The sequence below is a fragment of the Agrobacterium sp. D14 genome (assembly GCF_001526505.1).
GTDB classification, from domain to species: Bacteria; Pseudomonadota; Alphaproteobacteria; order Rhizobiales; family Rhizobiaceae; genus Agrobacterium; species Agrobacterium leguminum.
The window spans coordinates 16,389-37,382 of record NZ_ASXX01000026.1; the positions used below are offsets into that span (position 1 = coordinate 16,389).

Consider the following 20,994-nt stretch of genomic DNA (forward strand, 5'->3'; position numbering starts at 1 on the left):
TTATGAAGCTCAAGGAATTCGCAGAGAAAGTCGGGCTCTCGCCCACCACCGTCAGCCGGGCGCTGGGCGGCTACCCCGAGGTGCGCGAGGAAACGCGCCAGCGGGTAATGGAGGCTGCGCTGAAATACGGCTACCGGCCGAATGCCAATGCCGTCAGGCTGGCGACGGGCAGGGCGGGCGCCATCGGCGTCGTCATGGGCCGTTCGGGCGGCGGGCACTTCTTTTCCGAATTCATGGGCGGCATGGCGACCCGGCTGGAACGGGAAGAGACCGACATTCTCGTCAGCGTTACCGTCGACAATAATCTCGATGAGGAACTGGCGATTTTCAGCCGGCTGGCGTCGAGCGGCCGGGTGGATGGCATCATCGTGCATTCACCCCGCCCGGAAGATGAGCGCATCGCACTGCTCAACCGATTGGGCGTGCCCTTCATCGTGCATGGTCGCTCAAAGACGCCTTTCGAACATGCCTGGCTCGATATCGACAATCACGATGTCACCTATCGTCCGACGATCCATTTTCTGGAGCGCGGACACAGGCGCATCGCCCTTATCAATGGTCCGGTTGGCCGCACCTTCGTGCAGGACCGCGAGCAGGGTTTTCGCGAGGCGCTGGCGACGCACGGCATTACGCCGGATCCGCGTTTCATGATGAATGAGCACTTCAGCGAAGAGACGGCCTTTCGCTTCGCCCGCTCGCTGCTGGAACAGACGCCGCGCCCAACGGCCTTTGTGGCGGGTGCAATGATGACGGCGCAGGGTGTCTATCGCGCCGCGACGCAGATGGGGCTGACGATCGGCAGGGATGTCTCCGTCATCGCCCATGACGACGTGTTTCCTTACCTTACGCCGGAAAGCATGATGCCGCCGCTTTCCACCACCCGCTCGCCCATGCGCATGGCGGGCATGCGGGTGACGGACCTGCTTTTGCAAATCATCGGCGGCCGTCCCGTTCGCGAGGTTCAGGAATTGTGGCCGGTCGAACTGATCTTGCGGGAATCGGTCGGCCCTGCCTGAACTTGTCGCCATAGCTCACTGATTCCACTCCATTTTGTGAACGTCAGTTGATAACGTTCGCCTTTCGTCATCTATACGTCCGCGCCGTCTCATGTATAATCGGAACAGTCACGGGCGTTATGGAACAGGACCCGGGCCGGCGCGTTGAGGGGACGTGTCGAAGGAGGTGGACGGATGTTTGAATTTTTAAAACCGCAACAGCAGACTGTGATCGATGACGTCGAGGCGACCGGCACCTATGCCGATGCGCTGCTCAACGTTCCGAGCCCGGAACTGAACCGTTCGACCGCTCGTGAGCATGGTCACGAGGCCCATTCCCGCGACTATTGCGAAAATCGCGATATTTCCCGCAGCGCGCTCGGTTTCGCCTGAGCCATCGCAAAAACCTTCCTTAAAAACGGAACGGACAGGCCGTGCCCGCGTTTTCCCTGTACGACCCGCAGGGCGGCGCAACCGGACCGAAGGGACCTGACCGGCATTTGACCGATGGGCGAATTGGGTGTTGCGCCGCCTGATTGGCGGCAGCGCAAAGGCGCTGTCCCACGAGATAAAAACGCAGCTTGTGCCCATCGTGGCAAAGCGTGTTTATCAGGAGGCCGCGATGCCAGCCGTTCCCGCCGAACCCTATCCCGAACCGCCGATGCCCGTGCCGCCGCAGCCGGATATTCCGCCGGTGGAAGAGCCGGAACCTGACCGGTTGCCGGACGAGGCGCCGACACCCAACCCCGACGAAAATGACGGGCCGCCAAAGGTGCTCTCGTCTTTCACGCCTATCCGTTCTCGAATTTCTTGCTGACGAAAGCCGAGCCCTTGAGCCCGAAGCGCCACGGATATTCCGTCGCGCGGCTGATGCCGATTCGTCTGCCGCTGGTGACGGCGGCGGCTTCTTTCGGCAACCGCAGGAAAAACGGCGCTGCGTTCAACGGCGCGCCGTCCATCTCCCCTGTAATCGCGAGCGCCTGACAGAGCCTGCCCGGACCGGAGCAGAGAAGTTTCGGCTTGTCAGTTCCCCGTCGCAGTTTCATCATGTCTATGCCGGTCAGGGGTTCGATGGCGCGCAGAAGCACGGCGGAACCCGGGGCGCAGACAAAGTTGGCGCACCAGTGAATACCATAGGACCGGTAGACATAAAGACGGCCGGCCGGGCCGAACATTGCCCTGTTGCGCGGGGTCTCCCCGTTGAAACTGTGGGATGCCGGGTCGTCCGGATGATAGGCTTCGGTCTCCACGATGATGCCGCCGGTATTGCCGATGCGGAACTCCGCGCCGATGAGGGCGCGGGCCACATCCAGCGCATCGCGCAGGAAGAAACCCTCCTGCATTTCCGGGCCAAAGGCCTGATCCATCTGGAACCCTTCCGCTCTGCCGTCGTTGTGAATTCAGGTTCTAACCGTTTTCCAGCATCGGATTCGTACCGGTGCTTTCCAAGCCGGAGGGCATGTCATGCAACTTTCGACGACCTATGTAAAACGCAATAACGGGGTTATCTCCGTCGAGTTCGTCGGCAACGACGGCGATCAGGTCTCGGTTCGCCTCGCCGACGGTCTTGAAGGGATCGACGATGCCGAGGCCATCAAGCGGGCGAGCGCGGTAATGGTGCAACTGACCGCGTTCGGAACGCGCCATGGTGCGGATGCGCCTTCGCAATTTTCCGCTCTAGGTACGGCGCAGGATGAAGCTCCGCACGGACAGGCGAGCGCCCGCACATCGAAGGATCGCGACATTCTGGAGGAGGAGTTGGAAGAGGGGCTGGAGGACAGCTTTCCGGCAAGTGATCCCGTCTCGGCGACGGTCACGTCCATTGCTTCCCGAAAAGGGGGGCGGTGACATTGGTTGTTCGCAAAGTCGCTCTGGTAACCGGCGCTGGCTCCGGCATTGGGCGCGCCGCCGCCCTTCATCTGTCGGCGCAGGGTTTCTCGGTCGGCCTGTTGGGCCGCACCGAATCGGAATTGAACGATGTCGCCCGGGAAATCGGCGCTGCATCCGGTTCTTCGAAGGTGCTTGTGGCCGATGTGTCGGATGAAGCGGCCATGCGTCACGCGGTCGCAGCGCTGGTTGAGGATTTCGGCCGGCTTGATGTCGTGGTGGCCAATGCCGGCGTCAACGGCGTCTGGGCGCCCGTCGATGAGCTGAAACCGTCCGAATGGGACGATACGATCCGCATCAACCTGCGCGGCACCTATCTCACCGTCCATGCCAGCGTGCCGCATCTCAAAGCGGCCGGCGGCGGGTCCATCGTCATCGTTTCGTCGATCAATGGCACCCGCACCTTCACATCGCCCGGTGCTACGGCCTATTCCGTGACGAAGGCCGGGCAACTCGCCATGGCGCAACAACTGGCGCTGGAGCTGGGGCGTCACCGTATTCGCGTCAATGCGGTGTGTCCGGGCGAAATCGAAACGGCAATCGATGAAAATACCGATATACGCGGGCGGGAAAAAACGGAGGTTCCAGTTCGTTTTCCGGCTGGGGATATTCCGGTAACCGGCGGCGTGGCCGGAACCAGCGACGATGTCGCTGCGCTGATCGGTTTCCTGGCGTCGGATGCGTCCCGCCACATTACCGGCACGCCGGTATGGATCGATGGCGGTCAGGGGCTGCTTCGATAATCGCGGCCGGTACTGTCACTGCCCACACCATCACGGGCTTGTGTCCTTATGATTAACGAATGGGTAACGTCTGTTCACGAGACTTTGTCCATGGGCGAGGTTGCCGTGTTGTGGCCACCTTCGATAGTTAAGCGTCTGCCGGAAAGGCGGGCAAATCAGGCGGGCAGAACAATCCATGGGCATGCAGGCATTGCTGGATTTCGCGGTTGCGGGGTTGCGGCAAAAGGTAAGGGCAGGGGCAAGAATGGCTGCGATCGTTGCGATCGGTGGCGGCCTTGCCGCGTGCACTTCCATGGGGCTCGATAGCGTCAAGAAAGACCCGCCGAAACTGTCGTCCAAGATGATGGCACAGATGTCGGCCAAGAGCATGCGCCCGGAAAGCCCTGTCCTCGTTCGCATTTTCAAGCAGGAAAGCGAGCTTGAGGTCTGGAAGGTCGACAAGAGCGGAAATTACGCCTTGCTCAAGGCCTATCCCATGTGCCGCTGGTCCGGAAAGCTCGGCCCCAAGATGAAGACGGGCGACCGGCAGGCGCCGGAAGGGTTTTATCATGTCTCGGCCGGCATGCTGAACCCGAACTCACAATATTACGTCTCCTTCAATCTCGGTTATCCCAACCGGCTGGAATCGGCGCTCGGTTACACCGGTGAGGCGCTGATGGTGCATGGCGCCTGCTCCTCTTCAGGCTGCTACGCCATGACCGATGCCCAGGTGGGCGAGATTTACGCCATCGTCGCGCGTGCGCTTCAGGGCGGGCAGGACCGCTTTCAGGTACAGGCCTACCCCTTCCGCATGAGCGCAAGGAACATGGTGGCGCATCGGGACGACCCCAATATGCCGTTCTGGAAGACGCTGAAGGAAGGCTACGACTATTTCGAAGTGACGCGCCGGCAGCCCAAGGTTTCTGTCTGCGGTCGCCGTTATGTCTTCAACAGTGAATTTGCCGAAGGCGAACCTGCCGATCCGCTGGCGGCCTGCCCGCCGGCCATCAACCAGCAGGATCCGCTGGTGGCTTCGAAACTGGCCGAAGAGCAACAAAAATTTGCCGCCGCGATGAGTGAGGGAACTTCCAGCCCGCTCAGCGCGTATGTAGACGGCGGCATGCATCCGAGCTTCCGGGCCATTTTGAAATCGAACGGCGCCAAGGCCATGGCATCGCAGGTTTCCGGCACGAAGTACCCTATCAGCCGCCCCGAGGCGGCGCTGGCAGATCCCTTTGCCGGCGTGAGATGACGTAAATGAGGTTTTTCAATTGAACGAGACGACGACGACCCGGCGGGGTTTCCTGCTTGGAGCAGGTGGACTGGCGCTTGCCGGCCTTGCGGGCTGCAACACAACCGCGCGTGAGGCCGCCCGGCCTGCAGCACCCGCGGACGACCCGATGTATGCCCTGATGTACGGCCCCAAGCCGGACGAGCAGTTCCCGCTGCCGGAAATCCCCTACAAGCGGATTCCGCGTCAGTTCCTGCGGCAGATGGTGGCGAACCCGACGGGTGAACGCCCCGGCGTTATCGTTGTCGATACCGCCAATCATTTCCTCTATCTCACCTATGAGAACAATCAGGCCATGCGTTATGGCGTCGGCCTCGGCCGCGCGGGCTTTGAATGGGCCGGTCGCGGCGTCATTCAGTACAAGCGGCAATGGCCGCGCTGGACGCCGCCCGATGAGATGATCGCGCGCCAGCCGGAGCTCGAACCCTATAGCAGCCGCAACGGCGGCATGGAGCCGGGCCTCAAGAACCCGCTCGGCGCGCGCGCGCTCTATATCTTCAAGGATGGCAAGGACACGATCTACCGCCTGCACGGCTCGCCGGAATGGTGGACCATCGGAAAGTCGGTATCCTCCGGCTGCGTGCGCCTGTTGAACCAGGATATCATCGACCTTTATAACCGTGTGCCCGATGGCACGCCGATCGTGGTGACGGCGCTCGGCCCCGCACAGCAGGGCGTGCCGATTGGCCAGGAAGGTGTGCCCGTGGCGCAATATGGTAACGGCGTGATCGGCGACGGCCTCTCGCAACCGATGCAGGCCTACTGACAAGGTAAAAAAAGGCCGCGCTTCCAGGCGCGGCCTTTTTGTTTGCATGGTCTTTACTGCGCGCGCTTCAGCGCATCGCCGAGGATCGAGACGATATCGTCGAAATGGGATTTTTCGGCGATCAGCGGCGGCGAAAGGGCGATGATGTCGCCGGTAACGCGAATAAGCAGGCCGCGCTCGAAGCAATCCACGAAGACATCATAGGCGCGTGCGCCAGCAGCACCGTCGCGCGATTGCAGCTCGATGCCGGCGATGAAGCCGATGGTGCGGATGTCGATGACATTCGGCAGGCCCTTCAGGGAATGGATGGCGTCATGCCAGACATCCTGCAATTCGGCCGCGCGGGTGAAAAGGCCCTCATCGCGATAGATGTCGAGCGTCGCGATACCGGCGGCGCAGGCGACCGGGTGGCCGGAATAGGTATAGCCGTGGAACAGCTCGATCTGGTTTTCCGGCCCATGCATCAGCGCATCGTGCACCTTGCGGCTGGTGAAGACCGCGCCCATCGGGATCGCGCCGTTGGTCAGTCCCTTGGCGGTGGTGACGATATCGGGCGTAACGCCGAAATAATTGGTGGCGAAGGTGGAGCCCATGCGGCCGAAACCGGTGATGACCTCATCGAAGATCAAGAGGATGCCGTGCTTGTCGCAGATGGCGCGCAGGCGCTCCAGATAACCCTTCGGCGGCACCAGCACGCCGGTGGAGCCGGCGACCGGTTCGACGATGCAGGCGGCGATGGTTTCCGCGCCATGCAGGGCGACCAGACGTTCCAGATCGTCCGCAAGCTCGGCGCCGTGCTCGGGCTGGCCCTTCACGAAGCTGTTCTTCGCCGGATCATGGGTGTGGCGCAGGTGGTCTGCGGGGATTTGCGGGAAAACGCGACGGTTGTTGACGAGGCCGCCCACGGAGATGCCGCCGAAACCGACGCCATGATAACCGCGCTCACGACCGATCAACCGGCTGCGGGTGCCCTGGCCGATGGCGCGCTGATAGGCGATGGCGATCTTCAGCGCCGTATCGACCGATTCCGATCCGGAGCCCGTATAGAAGACACGGTCGAGTTTTGCACCTTCCGGGCCGGGTGCAATCTCCGCCAGCCGCTCGGCGAATTCAAAGGCAACCGGGTGGCCCATCTGGAAGGAGGGCGCGTAATCCATGGTCGAAAGCTGGTGCTTGACGGCAGACGCGATCTGCTGGCGGCCGTGGCCGGCATTGACGCACCAAAGGCCAGCCGTGCCGTCGAGAACCTGGCGACCGTCATTGCTGGTGTAATACATGCCCTCGGCGCTCGTCAGCAGGCGGGGATTGGCCTTGAACTGCCGGTTGGCGGTAAACGGCATCCAGTAGCTGTCGAGAGAGGTGGAATTGGATCGGCTCGGGTTGTCCATGGTGGTCTCCTGTTCGTTGCCGGTGATTGAATGCTATTTTCGCGACTGAACAAGCCCTTTTCTCTCTGTGGCCAAGCCATTGAAAATGCTATAGGCCTTAACTCATGTTTTCGATATTTCGAACAAGGGCAACGGGGGCTCAGGCATGTCGGTGGATATAGGCGGGCGTTTGCGCCATTTGCGGCTGCGCCACAATATTTCCCAGCGGGAACTGGCAAGGCGTGCCGGTGTCACCAATTCGACGATTTCTCTGATCGAATCCAATACCTCGAACCCTTCCGTCGGCGCGCTGAAACGCATTCTCGACGGCATACCGATCGGCCTTGCCGAGTTTTTCGCTTTCGAGCCGGAGACAAGCCGCAAGGCTTTTTACCGGGCGGATGAGCTGGTTGAAATCGGCAAGGGGCCGATATCCTTCCGGCAGGTGGGTGAGAATGTCTTCGGCCGCAGCCTGCAAATCCTCAAGGAATGTTACCAGCCGGGTGCCGATACCGGTAAGGTACCGCTGGTTCACGATGGCGAGGAAGGAGGAATCATCCTCTCCGGACGGCTGGAAGTGACGGTCGACGAAGAGAGGCGGGTGCTCGGGCCGGGGGATGCCTATTATTTCGAAAGCCGCAGGCCGCATCGTTTCCGTTGCGTCGGTCCCGTGCCCTGTGAGGTCATCAGCGCCTGCACACCGCCAACCTTCTGATTCCAGCGGTTTTTGCGTCTCGTAACGCTCTTAGAGCGGTCAAGTCCGGGCAATTCGGTAAAAAATGGCTGGCAGCTACGGCAATTTTGCGTGGCTGCCATGACTAGAATGCAGTTTCTCGCCACTCTTTTGCCGTGTTTGCGCCCTTTTAGCAATTTTTCCATCGCTTTTTCTTGGCGGCCCGGCAATGTCAGGCAAAAAAATCCCTACGGATATGTCAAATTTTATATGCATTGCCACAATCTTGCTGCGATGCAAAAAATTTTTATATTCTGTTACAGACGTGGCTGTTCTTAACGTTCCTGTCTCATCTCGCCAAGTCATAAGAAACACATAAGAAAAGACTGTCGCTGGCACAAAACCCAATACATGCCGGGGCGGCACCCATGCTCTCAACACATGGCCCTCGGCACATTTGTTGCTTTTTTATGCAACCGTTAATATTGCCCGGACGTTGATCGGCCGCTCGCGCAAGAAATCGCATAGACGGTTATGGCCAATGTGCCTTACAAAAAATCCATTAGCATCAAATTCCGAACACAGACTTGTTATCTCTTTTAGACGGAAAGACGCGCCTCCGGGCACCGACCAATCGCAAAACATAAATGGAGTTCTCTCTATGAAGTCCGCGACCCAATCGGCTGAACAGACACTCAGCAGCTCCGAAGACTTCGATGTCAGTTTCCCTATCGGGGGCATCGCAAAACGCAGTTTCGATATGACATCGGCTGCGCTTGCGCTGCTCATCTTCAGCCCGATATTCCTGTTGATCGCCGCGCTGGTGAAATTGTCTGATCCAGGCCCGATCTTTTATGGCCACCGGCGTGTGGGACATAATGGCCGCTATTTCCATTGCCTGAAATTCAGGACGATGGCGATGAATGGCGATGAGATTCTGCGGCAATATCTTGCCGCCAATCCGGAAGCCGCCGAAGAATGGCGCGCCACCCGCAAGCTCAAGAACGATCCGCGTGTTACTGCTGTCGGCGCCGTGCTGCGCAAGCTCTCGCTCGACGAACTGCCGCAGCTCCTCAACATCATTCGCGGCGAAATGAGCGTGGTTGGTCCACGCCCGGTCGTGGATGAGGAACTGAGCTATTATGAAAGCGCTGCCGCTTATTATCTCAGCACCCGCCCTGGCCTGACCGGCCTCTGGCAGATCAGCGGCCGCAACGACGTATCCTACAAGACCCGCGTCGCTTTCGACACGCACTATGTGCAGAACTGGTCGATGCGGCAGGATGTCTTCATCATCGTCAAGACCATTCCCGCCGTGTGCCTTTCACGCGGAAGCTACTGAAAACCGATATTGAGTTCGGCTTTATCGATCTTCGTTTCGACACGCACCCCGACCGGGATCCCAAGTCCGGTCTTTGGGTGCGTCATTGGTGCTAATCATACCGGCCGCTTTTCGCGGCGCTGTGCAGCCGGCCTTGCCCAGTTGCGCGACGGCCGGATCGCCCATGTGGCGATCCGCTAACAGGGAGTTTCCCGATGAACGGCTTGTCTGCCGCCCGCCGCCCGTTTGTGGCCTTCGTATTTGCCGCTTCCGTCGCCCTTGCCGCGCCGCTCTCCGCCATGGCTGCGGATGGCGCTCAATATAAGCTCGGTACCGCTGACAAGCTGCGTATCCGCGTTGCCGAATGGCAGCCGGCAGATGGCAGCATCCGCAACTGGGATGTGATCAACGGCGATTATTCCGTCGGTCCGTCGGGGGCGCTTTCCCTGCCTTTCATCGGCCAGCTGGATGTTGCGGGCAAGACCCCATCGGAGGTCAGCGAAGAGATTGGAGCCCAGCTTCAGAGCAAGTTCGCCCTTCGCAACCTGCCTTCGGCCTCCGTCGAGATCGCGCAGTTCCGGCCGATCTTCTTGAGCGGCGACGTGCAGACGCCGGGCGAATATCCCTATGCCGCCAATCTCACGGTGCTGAAGGCGGTCAGCCTTGCCGGCGGCCTGCGGCGCTCGGATGCCGGGCAGCGTTTTGCCCGTGACTTCATCAATGCCCGCGGTGACGCCGCCGTCTACGACAACCAGCGCGCAAGGCTGCTCGCCCGCCAGGCGCGGCTGGTCGCCGAGGTCAAGGGTGACGCGACCATCACCAAGACGCCTGAAATGGAAAAGATCGGCGAGATCGACGTGCTGCTGGCCAGCGAAAGTGCGCTGATGAAATCGCGCACCGAACGTTACACCCTGCAGCTCAAGGCGCTGACCGACCTGCATGCTCTTCTGCAGAGCGAAGTCGAATCCCTGAAGAAGAAATCGGAAACGCAGAATCGTCAGCTCCAGCTTGCCAACGAGGACCGCGACCGCGTCAACCGGCTGAACGAGCAGGGGCTTGCGCTGTCGCAACGGCGTATTTCCGCGGAAGAACGCGCGGCGGAAGTGGAATCCAACCTGCTCGATATCGATACGCAGTCGCTGCGCGCCAAACAGGATATCAACAAGGCGACCCAGGACGAGATCAATCTGCGTAACGACTGGGTGGCGCAGCGCTCCAAGGAATTGCAGGACACGGAAGCGGAACTGGACAAGCTCAATCTGCAGCTGACCACCAGCCGCGAATTGATGTCGGAAGCGCTGGCGCAATCGGCCGAAGCGATCCGTTTCGACCCGTCGGGCAAGTCCGCAACGATCGGCTATGTCGTGGTGCGTGAGGAAAACGGCAAGCCGAAGGAGCTGAAGGTGGATGAAAACGCCATGCTCCAGCCCGGCGATGTCATCAAGGTCTCGTCTGAAATCCTGATGCAGTGAGGTTTCAATGCGGATCGCCAAATCGGCGCTGATCGATCCCGAACGCAATGAGATTTACGGAATGGCGGCGGTTGCGCTGTCATTCTTCGTCTTCGCCTATTCGTCGCGTTTCGGGCAAATCTCGGTTCTGGCCTATTATGGCATGTGGCTGCCGCTGGTGGTGGTCGATTACCGGCGCGTGCTCGGCAATTATCCGCGCTATCTCTGGATATTCGCCTTCGGCATCTTGACGGTTCTGTCCAGCTTCTGGTCGGAAGCGGCGTCGGTGACCATGCGCGCTTCCATCCAGTATATGACGCATATCGTCTGCGCGCTGATCGCCATGCGGGTGATCTCCATCCGGACGCTGACGCGCGGTGCGCTGATCGGCATCGCCGTCGTACTGCTCTATTCGCTGCTATTTGGCATTTATCTCTTCGATGCGCTGGATGGCACCTATAGTTTCGTCGGCGCTTTCTCTTCCAAGAACCAGCTCGGTTTTTATGCCTCGCTCGGCGTCATTTTTGCCGCCGCATCGGCGCTGGTGCTCAAGCAAAGGGGCATCTGGTTGCCGATTGCCGGCGTCACCGGGCTCCTGTCGGCCTATAGCCTCCTTGCGTCCCAATCGGCCACATCCACTATTACCACGGCGGCGGTGGTCGCGCTCATCATCGGCTTCATCCCCATCGGCATGCTTTCGCCGGCGAACCGAAAGATGACGTTTTTTGTGCTCGGTGGTCTCGGCGCATTGCTGGCGGTCGCATCCCTGCAATTCGGCCTGCTGGACGCCATTCTCGGCATTTTCGGCAAGGATTCGACGCTGACTGGCCGAACTTACCTCTGGCAGCAGGGCATTGAGGCGGCGAAACAGACGCCGATCCTCGGCGTCGGTTATCAGGGGTTCTGGGTTGCGGGTTTTCCCGATGCCGAACGGCTGTGGAACGATTTCTTCATTACCGGCCGCAGCGGCTTCCATTTCCATAATACCTATATCGAAACCGTGGTGGAAAACGGCTTTGTCGGCATGCTGCTGCTTGGCATGGTGCTTTACGGAACGCTGCTCGGGCATCTGCGCTCGGTGCTGATGCGCAAGAGCGATCCGCAGGGCGTCATCCTGTTTTCGATCTGCGCCCTGTTTGTCGTGCGTTCCTTCGTGGAGATCGACATCATCTTCCCCTACCAGATCGGCTCGTTCCTGCTTTACTTCGCAGCCGGTAAACTGTGCCTTCCGGCAAGGGCTGCGGAGGGCAGCGTTCACCTAACTGGAGTTCGTGGCGGTTTCTCTCTCCGCCATTCCGGCCTTGAGCCGGAATCCAGCCAGCCCAAGTCCTTGGGCTGAAAGAACCCGTCTTCGCCGCGCGAGAGCCGCGTCGGCTGAATTCCGGCTCAAGGCCGGAATGACGTAGACGAGGTGGTTCTAAAGATAATCCGCAGAGACATGCGGACTGGCATGGATGAAACTCCACATGTCCTTGCTGACCTCGACGATGTCGGCGATCGATTTTTCGAGCTGTCCGATTTCCTTCTCGTCCATGCGCTCCACCTTGCCATAGCGCACCTGGCTGTCATCCTCCACCAGCCGCATGAGTTGCGTGCTGGCGATTTCGCCTTTTTCGTCGAAGGAATAGATGCAGTGATTATATTTGTTGCGCGTCTTCGCTTCCTTCTTCAGTCGCGCCATGATGGAGAGGATGGTCTTGCGGTCCTTCGCATCGGTGGAGGGAAGCTTCGCCAGGCGCTCGATCAGATCCATGCGCGCCCGCGTGGTGTTGAGCGTCAGGAACACGACGATGGCCGCTTCCTTTTCCACTTTCAGGAGATGGACGATCAGATAGATCATCAGGCTTTCCGTGTTGGTCCACACGTAATTCAGCCTGCCGACCAGCAGCAATACATCCGACATCGCCGCCATGCTGCTTCTCCCGCCCCGACGAAACATATTTGGATATTATATGCCGACCGCTGCGGAAAAGACAGTGTAGGTTACTGATATTTCTTCATCTTTCCTTGAAAGCACGGGACATGCTGTCGGAGATGGGCTTGGTCAGATATTCGAAGAAGGTACGCTCCGAAGTCTGGATCAGCACGTCGGCCGGCATGCCGGGCACGGGGTGAAAATTGTGAACCTTGGCGATTTCCTCGTCGGGTATCTGCACCCGCACAATATAGACGTCCTTGACCTGAAGGCCTGCATTTTCCTCGATGCTGTCGGCGGAAACGTAAAAGACCTTGCCGTTCAGAACCGGTGTGGTGCGGCGGTTGAGCGCCGACAGGCGGATCGCGGCCGTCTGGCCCTCATGCAGCTGGTCGATGGAGGTCCTGAGCACCTGCGCCTCCAGAATAAGGGGCACATGAGCGGGCAGGATTTCCATGATCGGCTTGCCGGTGGTGATGACGCCGCCCGGTGTATGATAATAGGCGCGCACCACGGTTCCGTTGACGGGAGAGCGGATGACGGTGCGCTCCAGCACTTCGGCGGCGCCACGCACCTGTTCGCGCACGCTGTCGAGATCGGATTCGGCGGTTTCCAGCGCATCGAGCGCCGCCTGCTTGTTGGCGTTGACGGCAATGACCGCTTCCTGCCGGAACTTGGCGATTTCCGCCTCGCTCTGGTTCATTTCGCCGCTCAGCCGGGCGATGTCGCCCATGGCGTCGGCGATGGCGCGCTCCAGCGCCAGCATGTCGGTCTTGCGGATGACGCCGTCCTTGGCGAGCCGCTCCTTGGAATCGCGCTCCTGTGTCAAAAGCGCCAGTTGCCGGTCGAAGGACTGTTTTTGGCCGTCATAGCCCGCATAGCGGAACTCCAGCGACCGGATATTCTTGTCGATCAGGTTCATCTGTTCCTCAAGCTTGATGAGCTTGCTGTGGAACACGATGTTCTGGCTCTGGATGATGGAATTGATATCCGGATCGCCGGCTTCCTTCATGACGATATCCGGCACCTTGAAGTTTTTTGCGCCCTGGGCCTCGGCGCGCAGGCGCACCACGATTGTTTCGAGGCGAAGCCGCCGCAGCTGCAACATGCGCTCGTTGGCAAGCGCCGTCGTCTTGTCCAGCGTCAGCAGAACGTCGCCTTCCTTGACCGTGTCTCCTTCGCTGACCATCATTTCCTTGATGATGCCGCCTTCCAGATGCTGGACCACCTTGTTGTTGCCGGTGGCGACGAAACTGCCCTGGGCGATGATGGCGGAGGAGAGCGGTGCGGTGCCGGCCCAGAATCCGAAACCGCCGAAGGAGGCGAGCAGCACGGCAAGACCGATCGAACTGTGCAGGCGGATCGAGCGCGGCACCTCGCTGTACCATTCGAGCTGGCCCTGGGGTTTGATTTCGGCAATGGCGTTTTTCTTTTTGAACATGACGGTTCTCAACCCTCGATCTGCGGGGACTGGTTGGCCTGGCGGCCATTGCCGGAAAGCGCCTTCAGCACGTCCATCCTTTCGCCGAACATGGCGACCGATCCGTCCTTCAGCACCATGATCTTGTCGACGCATTGAAGCAGCGCCGGCCGCTGGGTGATGGTGACGGTGGTGATGCCCTGTCTTTTGGCGTGCAGCAGCGCCTTGGCCAGCGCCTGTTCGCCCTGCGTATCCAGATTGGAGTTCGGCTCATCCAGCACCACGAATTTTGGATCGCCAAAAAAGGCGCGGGCAAGCGCGATGCGCTGTTTCTGGCCGCCGGAGAGCGGTGCGCCATCGGCAGCGACCACGGTTTCATAACCCTGCGGGAAACCGGCAATCAGCTCGTGCACATCGGCCAGCACTGCCGCCTCGTAGATCTGCCGGTCCTCGATATCGTCGCGCATGCGGCAGATATTGGCCTTGATGGTACCGGGGAAAAGCTGCACGTCCTGTGGCAGATAACCGATGCTTTCACCGAATTGTCGCTGGTCCCAGTTGCGCAGATCCATGAGATCGAGGCGCACATTGCCTGATGTGGGCAGAATGGAGCCCACCAGCATCTTGCCAAGCGTCGTCTTGCCGGAGCCGGAATTGCCGATGATGGCGAGCGACTCTCCCTTTTTCAGCGAAAAGGAAATGCCGTTCAGGATCACTTTCTTCTGCGGCGGCGGCACGAAGAGGATGCGCTCCACATCGAGACGCCCTTCTGGATTGGGCAGGCGCAGACGCGGGAAATTGAGTGGCGAATTGATGAGAAGCTGCTTGATGCGGCCATAGGCGGCGGCAGATTTGTTGAACTGGTGCCAGCCTTCGATCGCGCCTTCAATGGGCGCCAGTGCGCGGCCGGAAATGATGGAGGCTGCAATCACCATGCCGCCGGTCAGTTCGCCGGATAGCGACAGATGCGCGCCCCAGCCGAGCAGCGCCACCTGGGTAATCATGCGCGCCGCCTTGGAAACGCCGGAGAACATGATGTTGCGATCCTGCGCCGCCACATGCGATTTCAGCGAGCCGGCGGTTTCGCGGCCCCACATCTTCACCGCTTCGGGGATCATGGCGAGCGCATTGATGATCTGCGAATTGCGCGACATGGAATCGAGATGGAAATTGGCGCGGCTCAAATAACCGGAAGCCTCGGAGAACTGCCTTGCGGTGAAGCGCTGATTCAGCCAGGCGATGCCGAACAGCACGACGCAGCAGACCATGATGATGATGCCGAGATGCGGATGGACGAGATAGACCACCACGATGAAAAGCGGCATCAGCGGCGCATCGAGAAAGGCGATGAGCGTGCCGGAGGTGAGGAAGGAGCGCAATTGCTGTAGATCCTGCAAGGTCTGGTAGTCCTTGCCGCTGCCATGCAGGGAGGCGCGGGCGGCGGCGGACAGGATCGGCGCGCCAAGCTGCACCTCGAGTTCGACGGCCGTGCGCATCAGGATGAAGCGGCGGATGGCGTCCATGAAGGCCTGCAGCAGAACCGCGCCAAGGACGGCGACCGTCAGCATCACCAGCGTATCCATCGAGCGGCTGGTCAGCACCCGGTCGGAAATCTGGAACAGATAAAGCGGGATGGCGAGCAGCAGGACGTTGATGGCGACCGTGAACAGCATCACCACCACCATGTTGCGCCGCACGGCGGCGATGCCCTTGGCAAGGCTTGCGGCGAAATTGATCGGCTCGCTGCGTTTGTGAAAACCGCTCTGGCTTCCACCACCGCCGCCGCCACCGCCGCCACCGCCATTGTCCGTCGGTTCCTTGCCGCCGCCGCCCGTCACCGGCCGGCGTTCGTTTTCACGGATCGGTCCGTCATTATTGTCGATGGTCTTGACGAAAGGCAGGTCGGCATTGTCGATCTTGGCCTGCGGTTCCGGCGGGGAGGCAGGTTGCCGGTCCCGTTGAGGTGCCGGCCTTTCCGCGGGAACATCCCGCAATTGTTCCGCCTGCTCCGTTTTTGCATGCGGTTGGGAGAGAACTTGTGGGGAGGCGGTCTGTGCAGGGGAGGAAACTTCTTTCGCCGTCTGTTCCGCGCCGGATAATTGGCGCAGGTTTTCGACGGCTTCATTGATTGCTGAAATACAGGCGTCCGTCAGTTTGCTGTCTTCCGCGTCCTGATCCAGCGGCAAGTCCAGCGAGCGTCCGTCGGCAATGGTTTTTCTAGAAATATGATCCATTTTATATCGGTCCCCTCGGTGATCTAGCGGTGTTTGCGGTTCCGGCTATAGCGGGGCGCGTTTGCAGCCCCACCTGCCAGGGGTTACGCAACGACCGTCTGCATGACGTCGGCCGGATGGGCATTCGACCATGACAGGTCGTGACCGGCATTGATGACGCCATTGGATTCGTTTTCGATGGTGGCGGGATCGTCGTGAAGAAAGGCGATGACCTCGTTTGCCAGTTGGCCTTGCTGGGGTTGCGACGTGTCGTTTTCGATGATGCCGCCCTGTATCAGTATGGCATCGGAATAAACGCCGCCGGCGACATAGGTGGTGGAGCCGAAGCTTCGTAGTCGACGATCTGGGCCAGATTGACCACGGCGTTGCTGCCGGTATCGATATGGACGGTGGCGTCCTCGTTATTTTCGAGAACCTTGGCCGCGGCCTGCGTCACATCGTCGGAATCGCCGAGCACGCTCACCTGTTTGATGATGCTGACATCGTAGAGATTGCCGGTGATATAGAGGACGTTCAAACCCTCATAGCCGGCGAAATTGACGTCATGGGCAAGCGCATCCGGCATGTTGGGATCGCGCTCGTTGATGGCGTTCACCGTCTGGTTCATATAGTCCGGCATGGTTTCGAAACGGTCGTTGCTGCCGACATTGTGAATGGCGGCATCGTTCCACAGCAGGTTGTTGCCGGACTGGATGGTGGCGCCGTCCGGCGCATCGGGATTGGCGCGCGCCCAGTCATTGTCGTAGAGCACGGCGATCTGGCTGATGATGTTCATGTCCAGCACATTGCCGCCGACGATGATCAGGTCGTATTGCATGCCGATGCCGAGGAAATTCGCAATGTTGAGCGCGGCGTTGCCGCCGGTCAGCAGGCTGACGGTGGCGCCCGAGGTCGTTATCGTCATCGTGTCGTTGTCGCTGACGAACTGGTATTGCTCGATCCAGTGGACGAAGGAAACGTCGCCTTCCAGCACGCTGACGCGCCAGGCGGTCGGAAATATCGGCGGTTCGCCGTTTTCCTGGCTGCTGTTCTCCGTGTTTTCCGCGCCCGGATAGACGCTGCGCTCGAAGCTGGCGATATTGAAGGCTGCCGTCGCCGCCTGATCTTCCGACCGTGTGAAAACGGAGTCGATCTCGTCCCGGTCGCTATAGATATAGGCCTGGGTGATCGCGTCGATCTGGTGATAGTCGCCCATGACGGCGGTTACCGACGTCATGACGCCGGTATTGACCAGCGTGGCGATGTTGGCGACGACATTGGCGCCTGCGGCGACGTCGAGGCTGTTGCCGGCGGGGCTGTCCTCATGCAGCGAAACATCGCTCTTTTCCGGCTCTTCCGCCGGCTTGGCGATACCGCGATCGGGCATATAGTCGTCGAGCATCGGCTTTTCGCTGGCTATCGAGCCATTGATGTAAAGCCCGTGGATGTCATTGCCGGCCAGAACGAAATCCTGATCCGCACCGGTGCCGAGCGACGTCACGTCGTTTTCGCGGGCATGGTCGATATAGTCGTGCGCGGATTTGGCGAGCGCCTGCAGGGCGTCGTAACTGTCGGTGCGCTGGAAACCGGCGAAAGGCGTGAAGACGGACGCTTCATTGTAGAATTCGACGGTGCGCTCTGTAACGAAGCTGGTGTCGCGCCACACATAGGGGCCGTCCGTCATGTTCAGATAGTCGTCGTCCTGAAGAATATTGACCTGCGCCACATGCGCAATGACCGAACCGGGGCCGGTGTGAACCACCAGCTCATATTCCTCCTCAAAGGAAAGCCGGCCGGGAAAACGGAAATTGACGCCGGAAATATCGACAGGGATGGCATCTGCGAGCCGCTGCATGTCGTGTTCGACCATGCGCGCGAAATGCGGCTGCAGATAATCGAAATCATAATAGCCGGCGCGGTAGTTGACGCCGGGATCGTAGTCCTCGAGCGGAACGTCATAGTTCTTGTCGAGCAGCTTTGCTGCTTCATCGTCCGGCAAACGGTCCGGATCGGAATGCGCCGGGCCTTCGCTGTAGTTGGTTCTCAGACGCGCTTCCTCGATCACCGTGTCGAACAGGCCGATGAAATGCGCAATCATGTCCGAAATCTTGTCGATATGCATTGGAGGTCCCTCCCTGATCATCGCGGCAGAGCCTTAAGGCTGCGGAGGGCACACGTCCTGGAGGCGGTGCTTCGTTTTACGCAACCCCGGTCCTTCAACCGCGAACTGCACCGGCGGGTGCCGGTGCAGCTCTTTTCGTCAAGAGGTGGTTATCAGGAGTGATCCTCACCGACATCAGACACATGCGAGTTACCGCCTGTGATCGTGACATCAACTGCGTTGGAGAGCATGTTGGCGCCCTGCACCAGTTCCAGATGGAAGCCGGAATTTGCAAGGATTGCCGATGCATCCGCAGTGCTGGTACCTGCTGCGTCGTCGCCGGCCTTGAGGTCCCATCCCTTGCCGTCGATGCCTTCGGCGCCGAAGGCGTCACCGGCATTGGCGCTCAGGTGGTTTTCCGCACCGCCATTCTGCATCTTGATGTCGTAGGCCTCATCCTGATCCGCCAGGTGGTTGGCCTGCACCATGCTGAAGCCGGTGTCGTTGCCATCGCCGTTAAGCGAGCCGTTGAGGATGTTGTCGACATCGAGAGTGAAGGAGAAGTCGTCACCCAGATTGAAGGTGAGGTCTCCGCCGGCGATGCCGAGATTGCCGACATCCTTGACGCCCGTGATGTTGCCGAAGTCGTCATCCGACTTGTAGAAACTGTCTGCGGAGTTGAAGCTGTCGGAGGTCGTCGTGGTCTTGGTGGAGGTGTCGTTGTCGGAATAGTTGGACGTCTTTGTGTCCGTATCCGTGATCGTTTTCACATTGGTGTCGTTGTCGCTGTACGACTTGCTTTCATAGCTCCAGTCGTAATCGACCTTGATGTCGGTATTGGTTTCGGTGCTGGTCTTGGTGGTCGTGTCGTTGTCGCTATAGGACTTGCTGTCATAGCTCCAGTCATAGTCGTTGTCGCGATTGTCACCGTTATTGGCTTCAACATCGATCTTGGCGTCAACATCCACATTGGTGCTGTTGTCGCTGTTGTCGTTGTTGCGGTTTTCACCGTTTGCGGTGCCGACGTTGCTGTCTTCCACCTTGGCGTCATTGGTCGACGTGTTGGCGAAACCATCGGAAAGCGCGCCGATCTTGGTGATATCGTCGTCGCTGCCGGATGCCTTGTGATCATAACCCATTTCGATTTCCTCCGAAAAAGCTCGGAGCAGCTTTCGAAATCCCTCTCATCTCAAACGGGATTTTTTCGCGCTTGCCCCGGGTAGCATGAAGATTGATGTTTTGCAGATGCACTCGGTACGCATCATCTGCGGTTCGGTAGTGGCCCGTGAGCGGGCTCTTTTCGTTCAGCCCTTGTGCGCTACTCGGTAAAACGGCGCACAAATCCGTTCCTCGCTCCATAAGGGGAGCGCGGTGGCTTCGTCTTTTCGCTTGCATGTTTTCTTGAAAAGGGACCGGCGTTTTTCAAACACACGTCAAGGCCGGAGGTGTCTTTCCATCGGCCGCCGTTCAGCGACGGTCAGACTGTGCCGCAGAAAAATCGCGCTTCCTAGATATCAATTCGGGCTAAACATATCGGCGCTTTACCCGAATATATATGTCGCAGGCGGTTGTCCGGCGGGTCGTTTCGCCGGTTTGGCCTCAAAAAAAAGGCGCTTCGTCCGGGCAGGGCGGCTTTTTCGAGAAACATGGTTTATTTCGGTGGGAAAAGGCCTTTATCCCGAAAAGGAACAGGCTCCAGCGTGCTTCGCCGGCGAGCTATGTAAAGGGATATCAACTAAAAGTTATATTTTCCCGGAAGGCAAAACCACAGCGAAAGCTTTTCCGATGTGATTGTTTTTGCAGCGGTTACAGAATGAATGATTCTATCTCTGCGTAACCTATTTTGTATGTCAATTGTAAAAAATAACCCGTTTGGGCCATTTATTTACACAGCTTTTCGTATTAGCGTGTGTTAATTAACGGGTAATTAATGATAGTTGACATGGCCTAAAGCGGAGAATCGCCCCCAAGTATTCAGGGGAAAGATAGCCGGCGGACAACAGACTGCACAACCAAAAGAAAGTAATGCGTAAGCGCTTGAGGGAGGCGTCAATGTTCATGGGAACGTCAGATTATGCGGCAAAACAAAAAAACGCCGTTGCTCCTATAAATGGAACTTTATTGGTCATAGCGGATCCGGACCTGTTTTCCGAGTGCCTCATGGAGGCGCTGGGCAAAAAGTTCCCCACATTCGCGGTGGTGAGCGTAAGGTCGTCGGCGGGCATCGAGGACGACTACGGTAACAATGTACGGCTGGTTTTGCCTTACCGGATGTCGGGGGATCGTCTTCATGCCGTTCTTTCGGAGGTTCGGGAAAAACATCCCGATGCGCCGATCGCGCTCGTCGTCGAAACCATCGATAAATTCGAGGAGCCGCTTAAAAGGCTGGTGGGAATGCGCGTCATCGATGGCGTGCTGCCGCTCAACCTCAGGCTCGATGTGTTCATGGCGGCCGTCGATCTGCTCATGAAGGGCGGGGAACATTTTCCTGCTGCTCTTCTCGGCAAGCTCACGCCCTATTCGCCTTCGGTCAACAGCAAGAGCGTTCAAAGCAATGCCGTGATCGCTAACCGCGCCGATGCCCTTGCCGCAAGCAGGAGCGACGTGGCGGCGCTGACGACACGTGAGGTGCAAATCCTCGACCTGCTTTGCAAAGGAACGCAAAACAAGATCATCGCTGATCGGCTGCATCTGTCCGAGAACACCGTCAAGGTTCACGTTCGCAATATCTATAAGAAAATGAACGTGCGCAACCGCACGGAGGCGGCGTCGCGCTTCTTCAACAAAGATGAAGACACGACGTTCTCCGGCGGCTGGAAGAACTGAGCGTCAGGGCGGCTAGAGCCGTCCGGACGCCAGTTCCCTCCGGTAT

At 59.1% G+C, this 20,994-nt stretch carries 18 protein-coding genes and 1 pseudogene; 12 read left to right on the forward strand and 7 right to left on the reverse strand.

From position 1 onward, the window contains the following. The first annotated feature begins 2 nt into the window (after nt 1–2). The 3 genes from L901_RS16055 (at nt 3) to L901_RS16065 (ending at nt 1,812) form a co-directional block, all read left to right on the forward strand. On the forward strand, nt 3–1,016 hold the full coding sequence (locus L901_RS16055; protein WP_020811486.1) for a substrate-binding domain-containing protein: 1,014 nt from the start codon (nt 3–5) through the stop codon (nt 1,014–1,016). 174 nt (nt 1,017–1,190) lie between these two features. Further along, nucleotides 1,191–1,388 (forward strand): hypothetical protein, encoded by a 198-nt coding sequence (locus tag L901_RS16060; RefSeq protein WP_003523793.1) that lies wholly within the window; start codon nt 1,191–1,193, stop codon nt 1,386–1,388. 229 nt (nt 1,389–1,617) lie between these two features. Continuing rightward, nucleotides 1,618–1,812 (forward strand): hypothetical protein, encoded by a 195-nt coding sequence (locus L901_RS16065; protein ID WP_059758599.1) that lies wholly within the window; start codon nt 1,618–1,620, stop codon nt 1,810–1,812. Here the strand turns inward: L901_RS16065 and L901_RS16070 are convergent. Next, entirely contained in the window at nt 1,787–2,362 is a 576-nt protein-coding gene (locus L901_RS16070; protein ID WP_059758570.1) for a DNA-3-methyladenine glycosylase, read from the reverse strand. The two genes, L901_RS16065 and L901_RS16070, sit on opposite strands and share 26 nt — an antisense overlap. 97 nt (nt 2,363–2,459) lie before the next feature. Between L901_RS16070 and L901_RS27455 the strand changes: the two genes are divergently transcribed. The 4 genes from L901_RS27455 to L901_RS16090 all read left to right on the forward strand — a co-directional run bounded on the left by L901_RS27455 (nt 2,460) and on the right by L901_RS16090 (nt 5,661). Next, the gene (locus tag L901_RS27455; RefSeq protein WP_020811489.1) at nt 2,460–2,843 is read left to right on the forward strand and encodes a hypothetical protein; all 384 of its coding nucleotides are present in this window, start codon (nt 2,460–2,462) and stop codon (nt 2,841–2,843) included. Then, entirely contained in the window at nt 2,840–3,625 is a 786-nt protein-coding gene (locus L901_RS16080) for an SDR family NAD(P)-dependent oxidoreductase (protein ID WP_059758573.1), read from the forward strand. Before L901_RS27455 ends, L901_RS16080 begins: the two co-directional genes overlap by 4 nt. Before the next feature lie 175 nt (nt 3,626–3,800). After that, complete coding sequence (locus L901_RS16085; RefSeq protein WP_059758576.1) at nt 3,801–4,856, forward strand: murein L,D-transpeptidase family protein; 1,056 nt, start codon at nt 3,801–3,803, stop codon at nt 4,854–4,856. A gap of 19 nt (nt 4,857–4,875) precedes the next feature. Then, on the forward strand, nt 4,876–5,661 hold the full coding sequence (locus L901_RS16090; RefSeq protein ID WP_059758579.1) for a L,D-transpeptidase: 786 nt from the start codon (nt 4,876–4,878) through the stop codon (nt 5,659–5,661). Between the two features lie 53 nt (nt 5,662–5,714). On the opposite strand, the gene L901_RS16095 is transcribed toward L901_RS16090, so the two are convergent. Beyond that, on the reverse strand, nt 5,715–7,049 hold the full coding sequence (locus L901_RS16095; RefSeq protein WP_059758580.1) for an aspartate aminotransferase family protein: 1,335 nt from the start codon (nt 7,047–7,049) through the stop codon (nt 5,715–5,717). Nucleotides 7,050–7,194: 145 nt separating this feature from the next. Here L901_RS16095 and L901_RS16100 point away from each other — a divergent pair, with 145 nt between their 5' ends. The 4 genes from L901_RS16100 to L901_RS16115 all read left to right on the forward strand — a co-directional run bounded on the left by L901_RS16100 (nt 7,195) and on the right by L901_RS16115 (nt 11,812). Beyond that, entirely contained in the window at nt 7,195–7,743 is a 549-nt protein-coding gene (locus tag L901_RS16100) for a cupin domain-containing protein (protein ID WP_003523802.1), read from the forward strand. Nucleotides 7,744–8,362: 619 nt separating this feature from the next. Then, nucleotides 8,363–9,043, forward strand: coding sequence for a sugar transferase (locus L901_RS16105; RefSeq protein ID WP_003523803.1), 681 nt, complete (start codon nt 8,363–8,365; stop codon nt 9,041–9,043). Nucleotides 9,044–9,237: 194 nt separating this feature from the next. Next, nucleotides 9,238–10,494: a polysaccharide biosynthesis/export family protein gene (locus L901_RS16110; RefSeq protein WP_059758583.1), complete on the forward strand. Its 1,257-nt coding sequence runs from the start codon at nt 9,238–9,240 to the stop codon at nt 10,492–10,494. A gap of 7 nt (nt 10,495–10,501) precedes the next feature. Then, on the forward strand, nt 10,502–11,812 hold the full coding sequence (locus L901_RS16115; protein WP_059758584.1) for an O-antigen ligase: 1,311 nt from the start codon (nt 10,502–10,504) through the stop codon (nt 11,810–11,812). Between the two features lie 78 nt (nt 11,813–11,890). Here the strand turns inward: L901_RS16115 and L901_RS16120 are convergent, their stop codons facing one another. From L901_RS16120 to L901_RS16140, 5 genes and pseudogenes are all read right to left on the reverse strand, one after another. Further along, nucleotides 11,891–12,385 carry a hypothetical protein gene (locus tag L901_RS16120; protein WP_035262271.1) on the reverse strand — a complete coding sequence of 165 codons (495 nt, stop codon included), beginning with the start codon at nt 12,383–12,385 and terminating at the stop codon, nt 11,891–11,893. Between the two features lie 85 nt (nt 12,386–12,470). After that, on the reverse strand, nt 12,471–13,829 hold the full coding sequence (locus tag L901_RS16125; RefSeq protein ID WP_059758587.1) for an HlyD family type I secretion periplasmic adaptor subunit: 1,359 nt from the start codon (nt 13,827–13,829) through the stop codon (nt 12,471–12,473). An 8-nt stretch (nt 13,830–13,837) separates the two neighbouring features. Next, a complete protein-coding gene (locus L901_RS16130; RefSeq protein WP_059758590.1) occupies nt 13,838–16,042 on the reverse strand; it encodes a type I secretion system permease/ATPase in 2,205 nt (734 codons plus the stop codon). An 83-nt stretch (nt 16,043–16,125) separates the two neighbouring features. Then, nucleotides 16,126–18,143, reverse strand: a pseudogene (locus L901_RS16135) (hypothetical protein). Between the two features lie 152 nt (nt 18,144–18,295). Beyond that, nucleotides 18,296–19,261 (reverse strand): hypothetical protein, encoded by a 966-nt coding sequence (locus L901_RS16140; RefSeq protein ID WP_035262284.1) that lies wholly within the window; start codon nt 19,259–19,261, stop codon nt 18,296–18,298. Between the two features lie 913 nt (nt 19,262–20,174). Between L901_RS16140 and L901_RS16145 the strand changes: the two genes are divergently transcribed. Next, entirely contained in the window at nt 20,175–20,948 is a 774-nt protein-coding gene (locus L901_RS16145) for a helix-turn-helix transcriptional regulator (RefSeq protein WP_035262289.1), read from the forward strand. Nucleotides 20,949–20,994 lie beyond the last annotated feature (46 nt).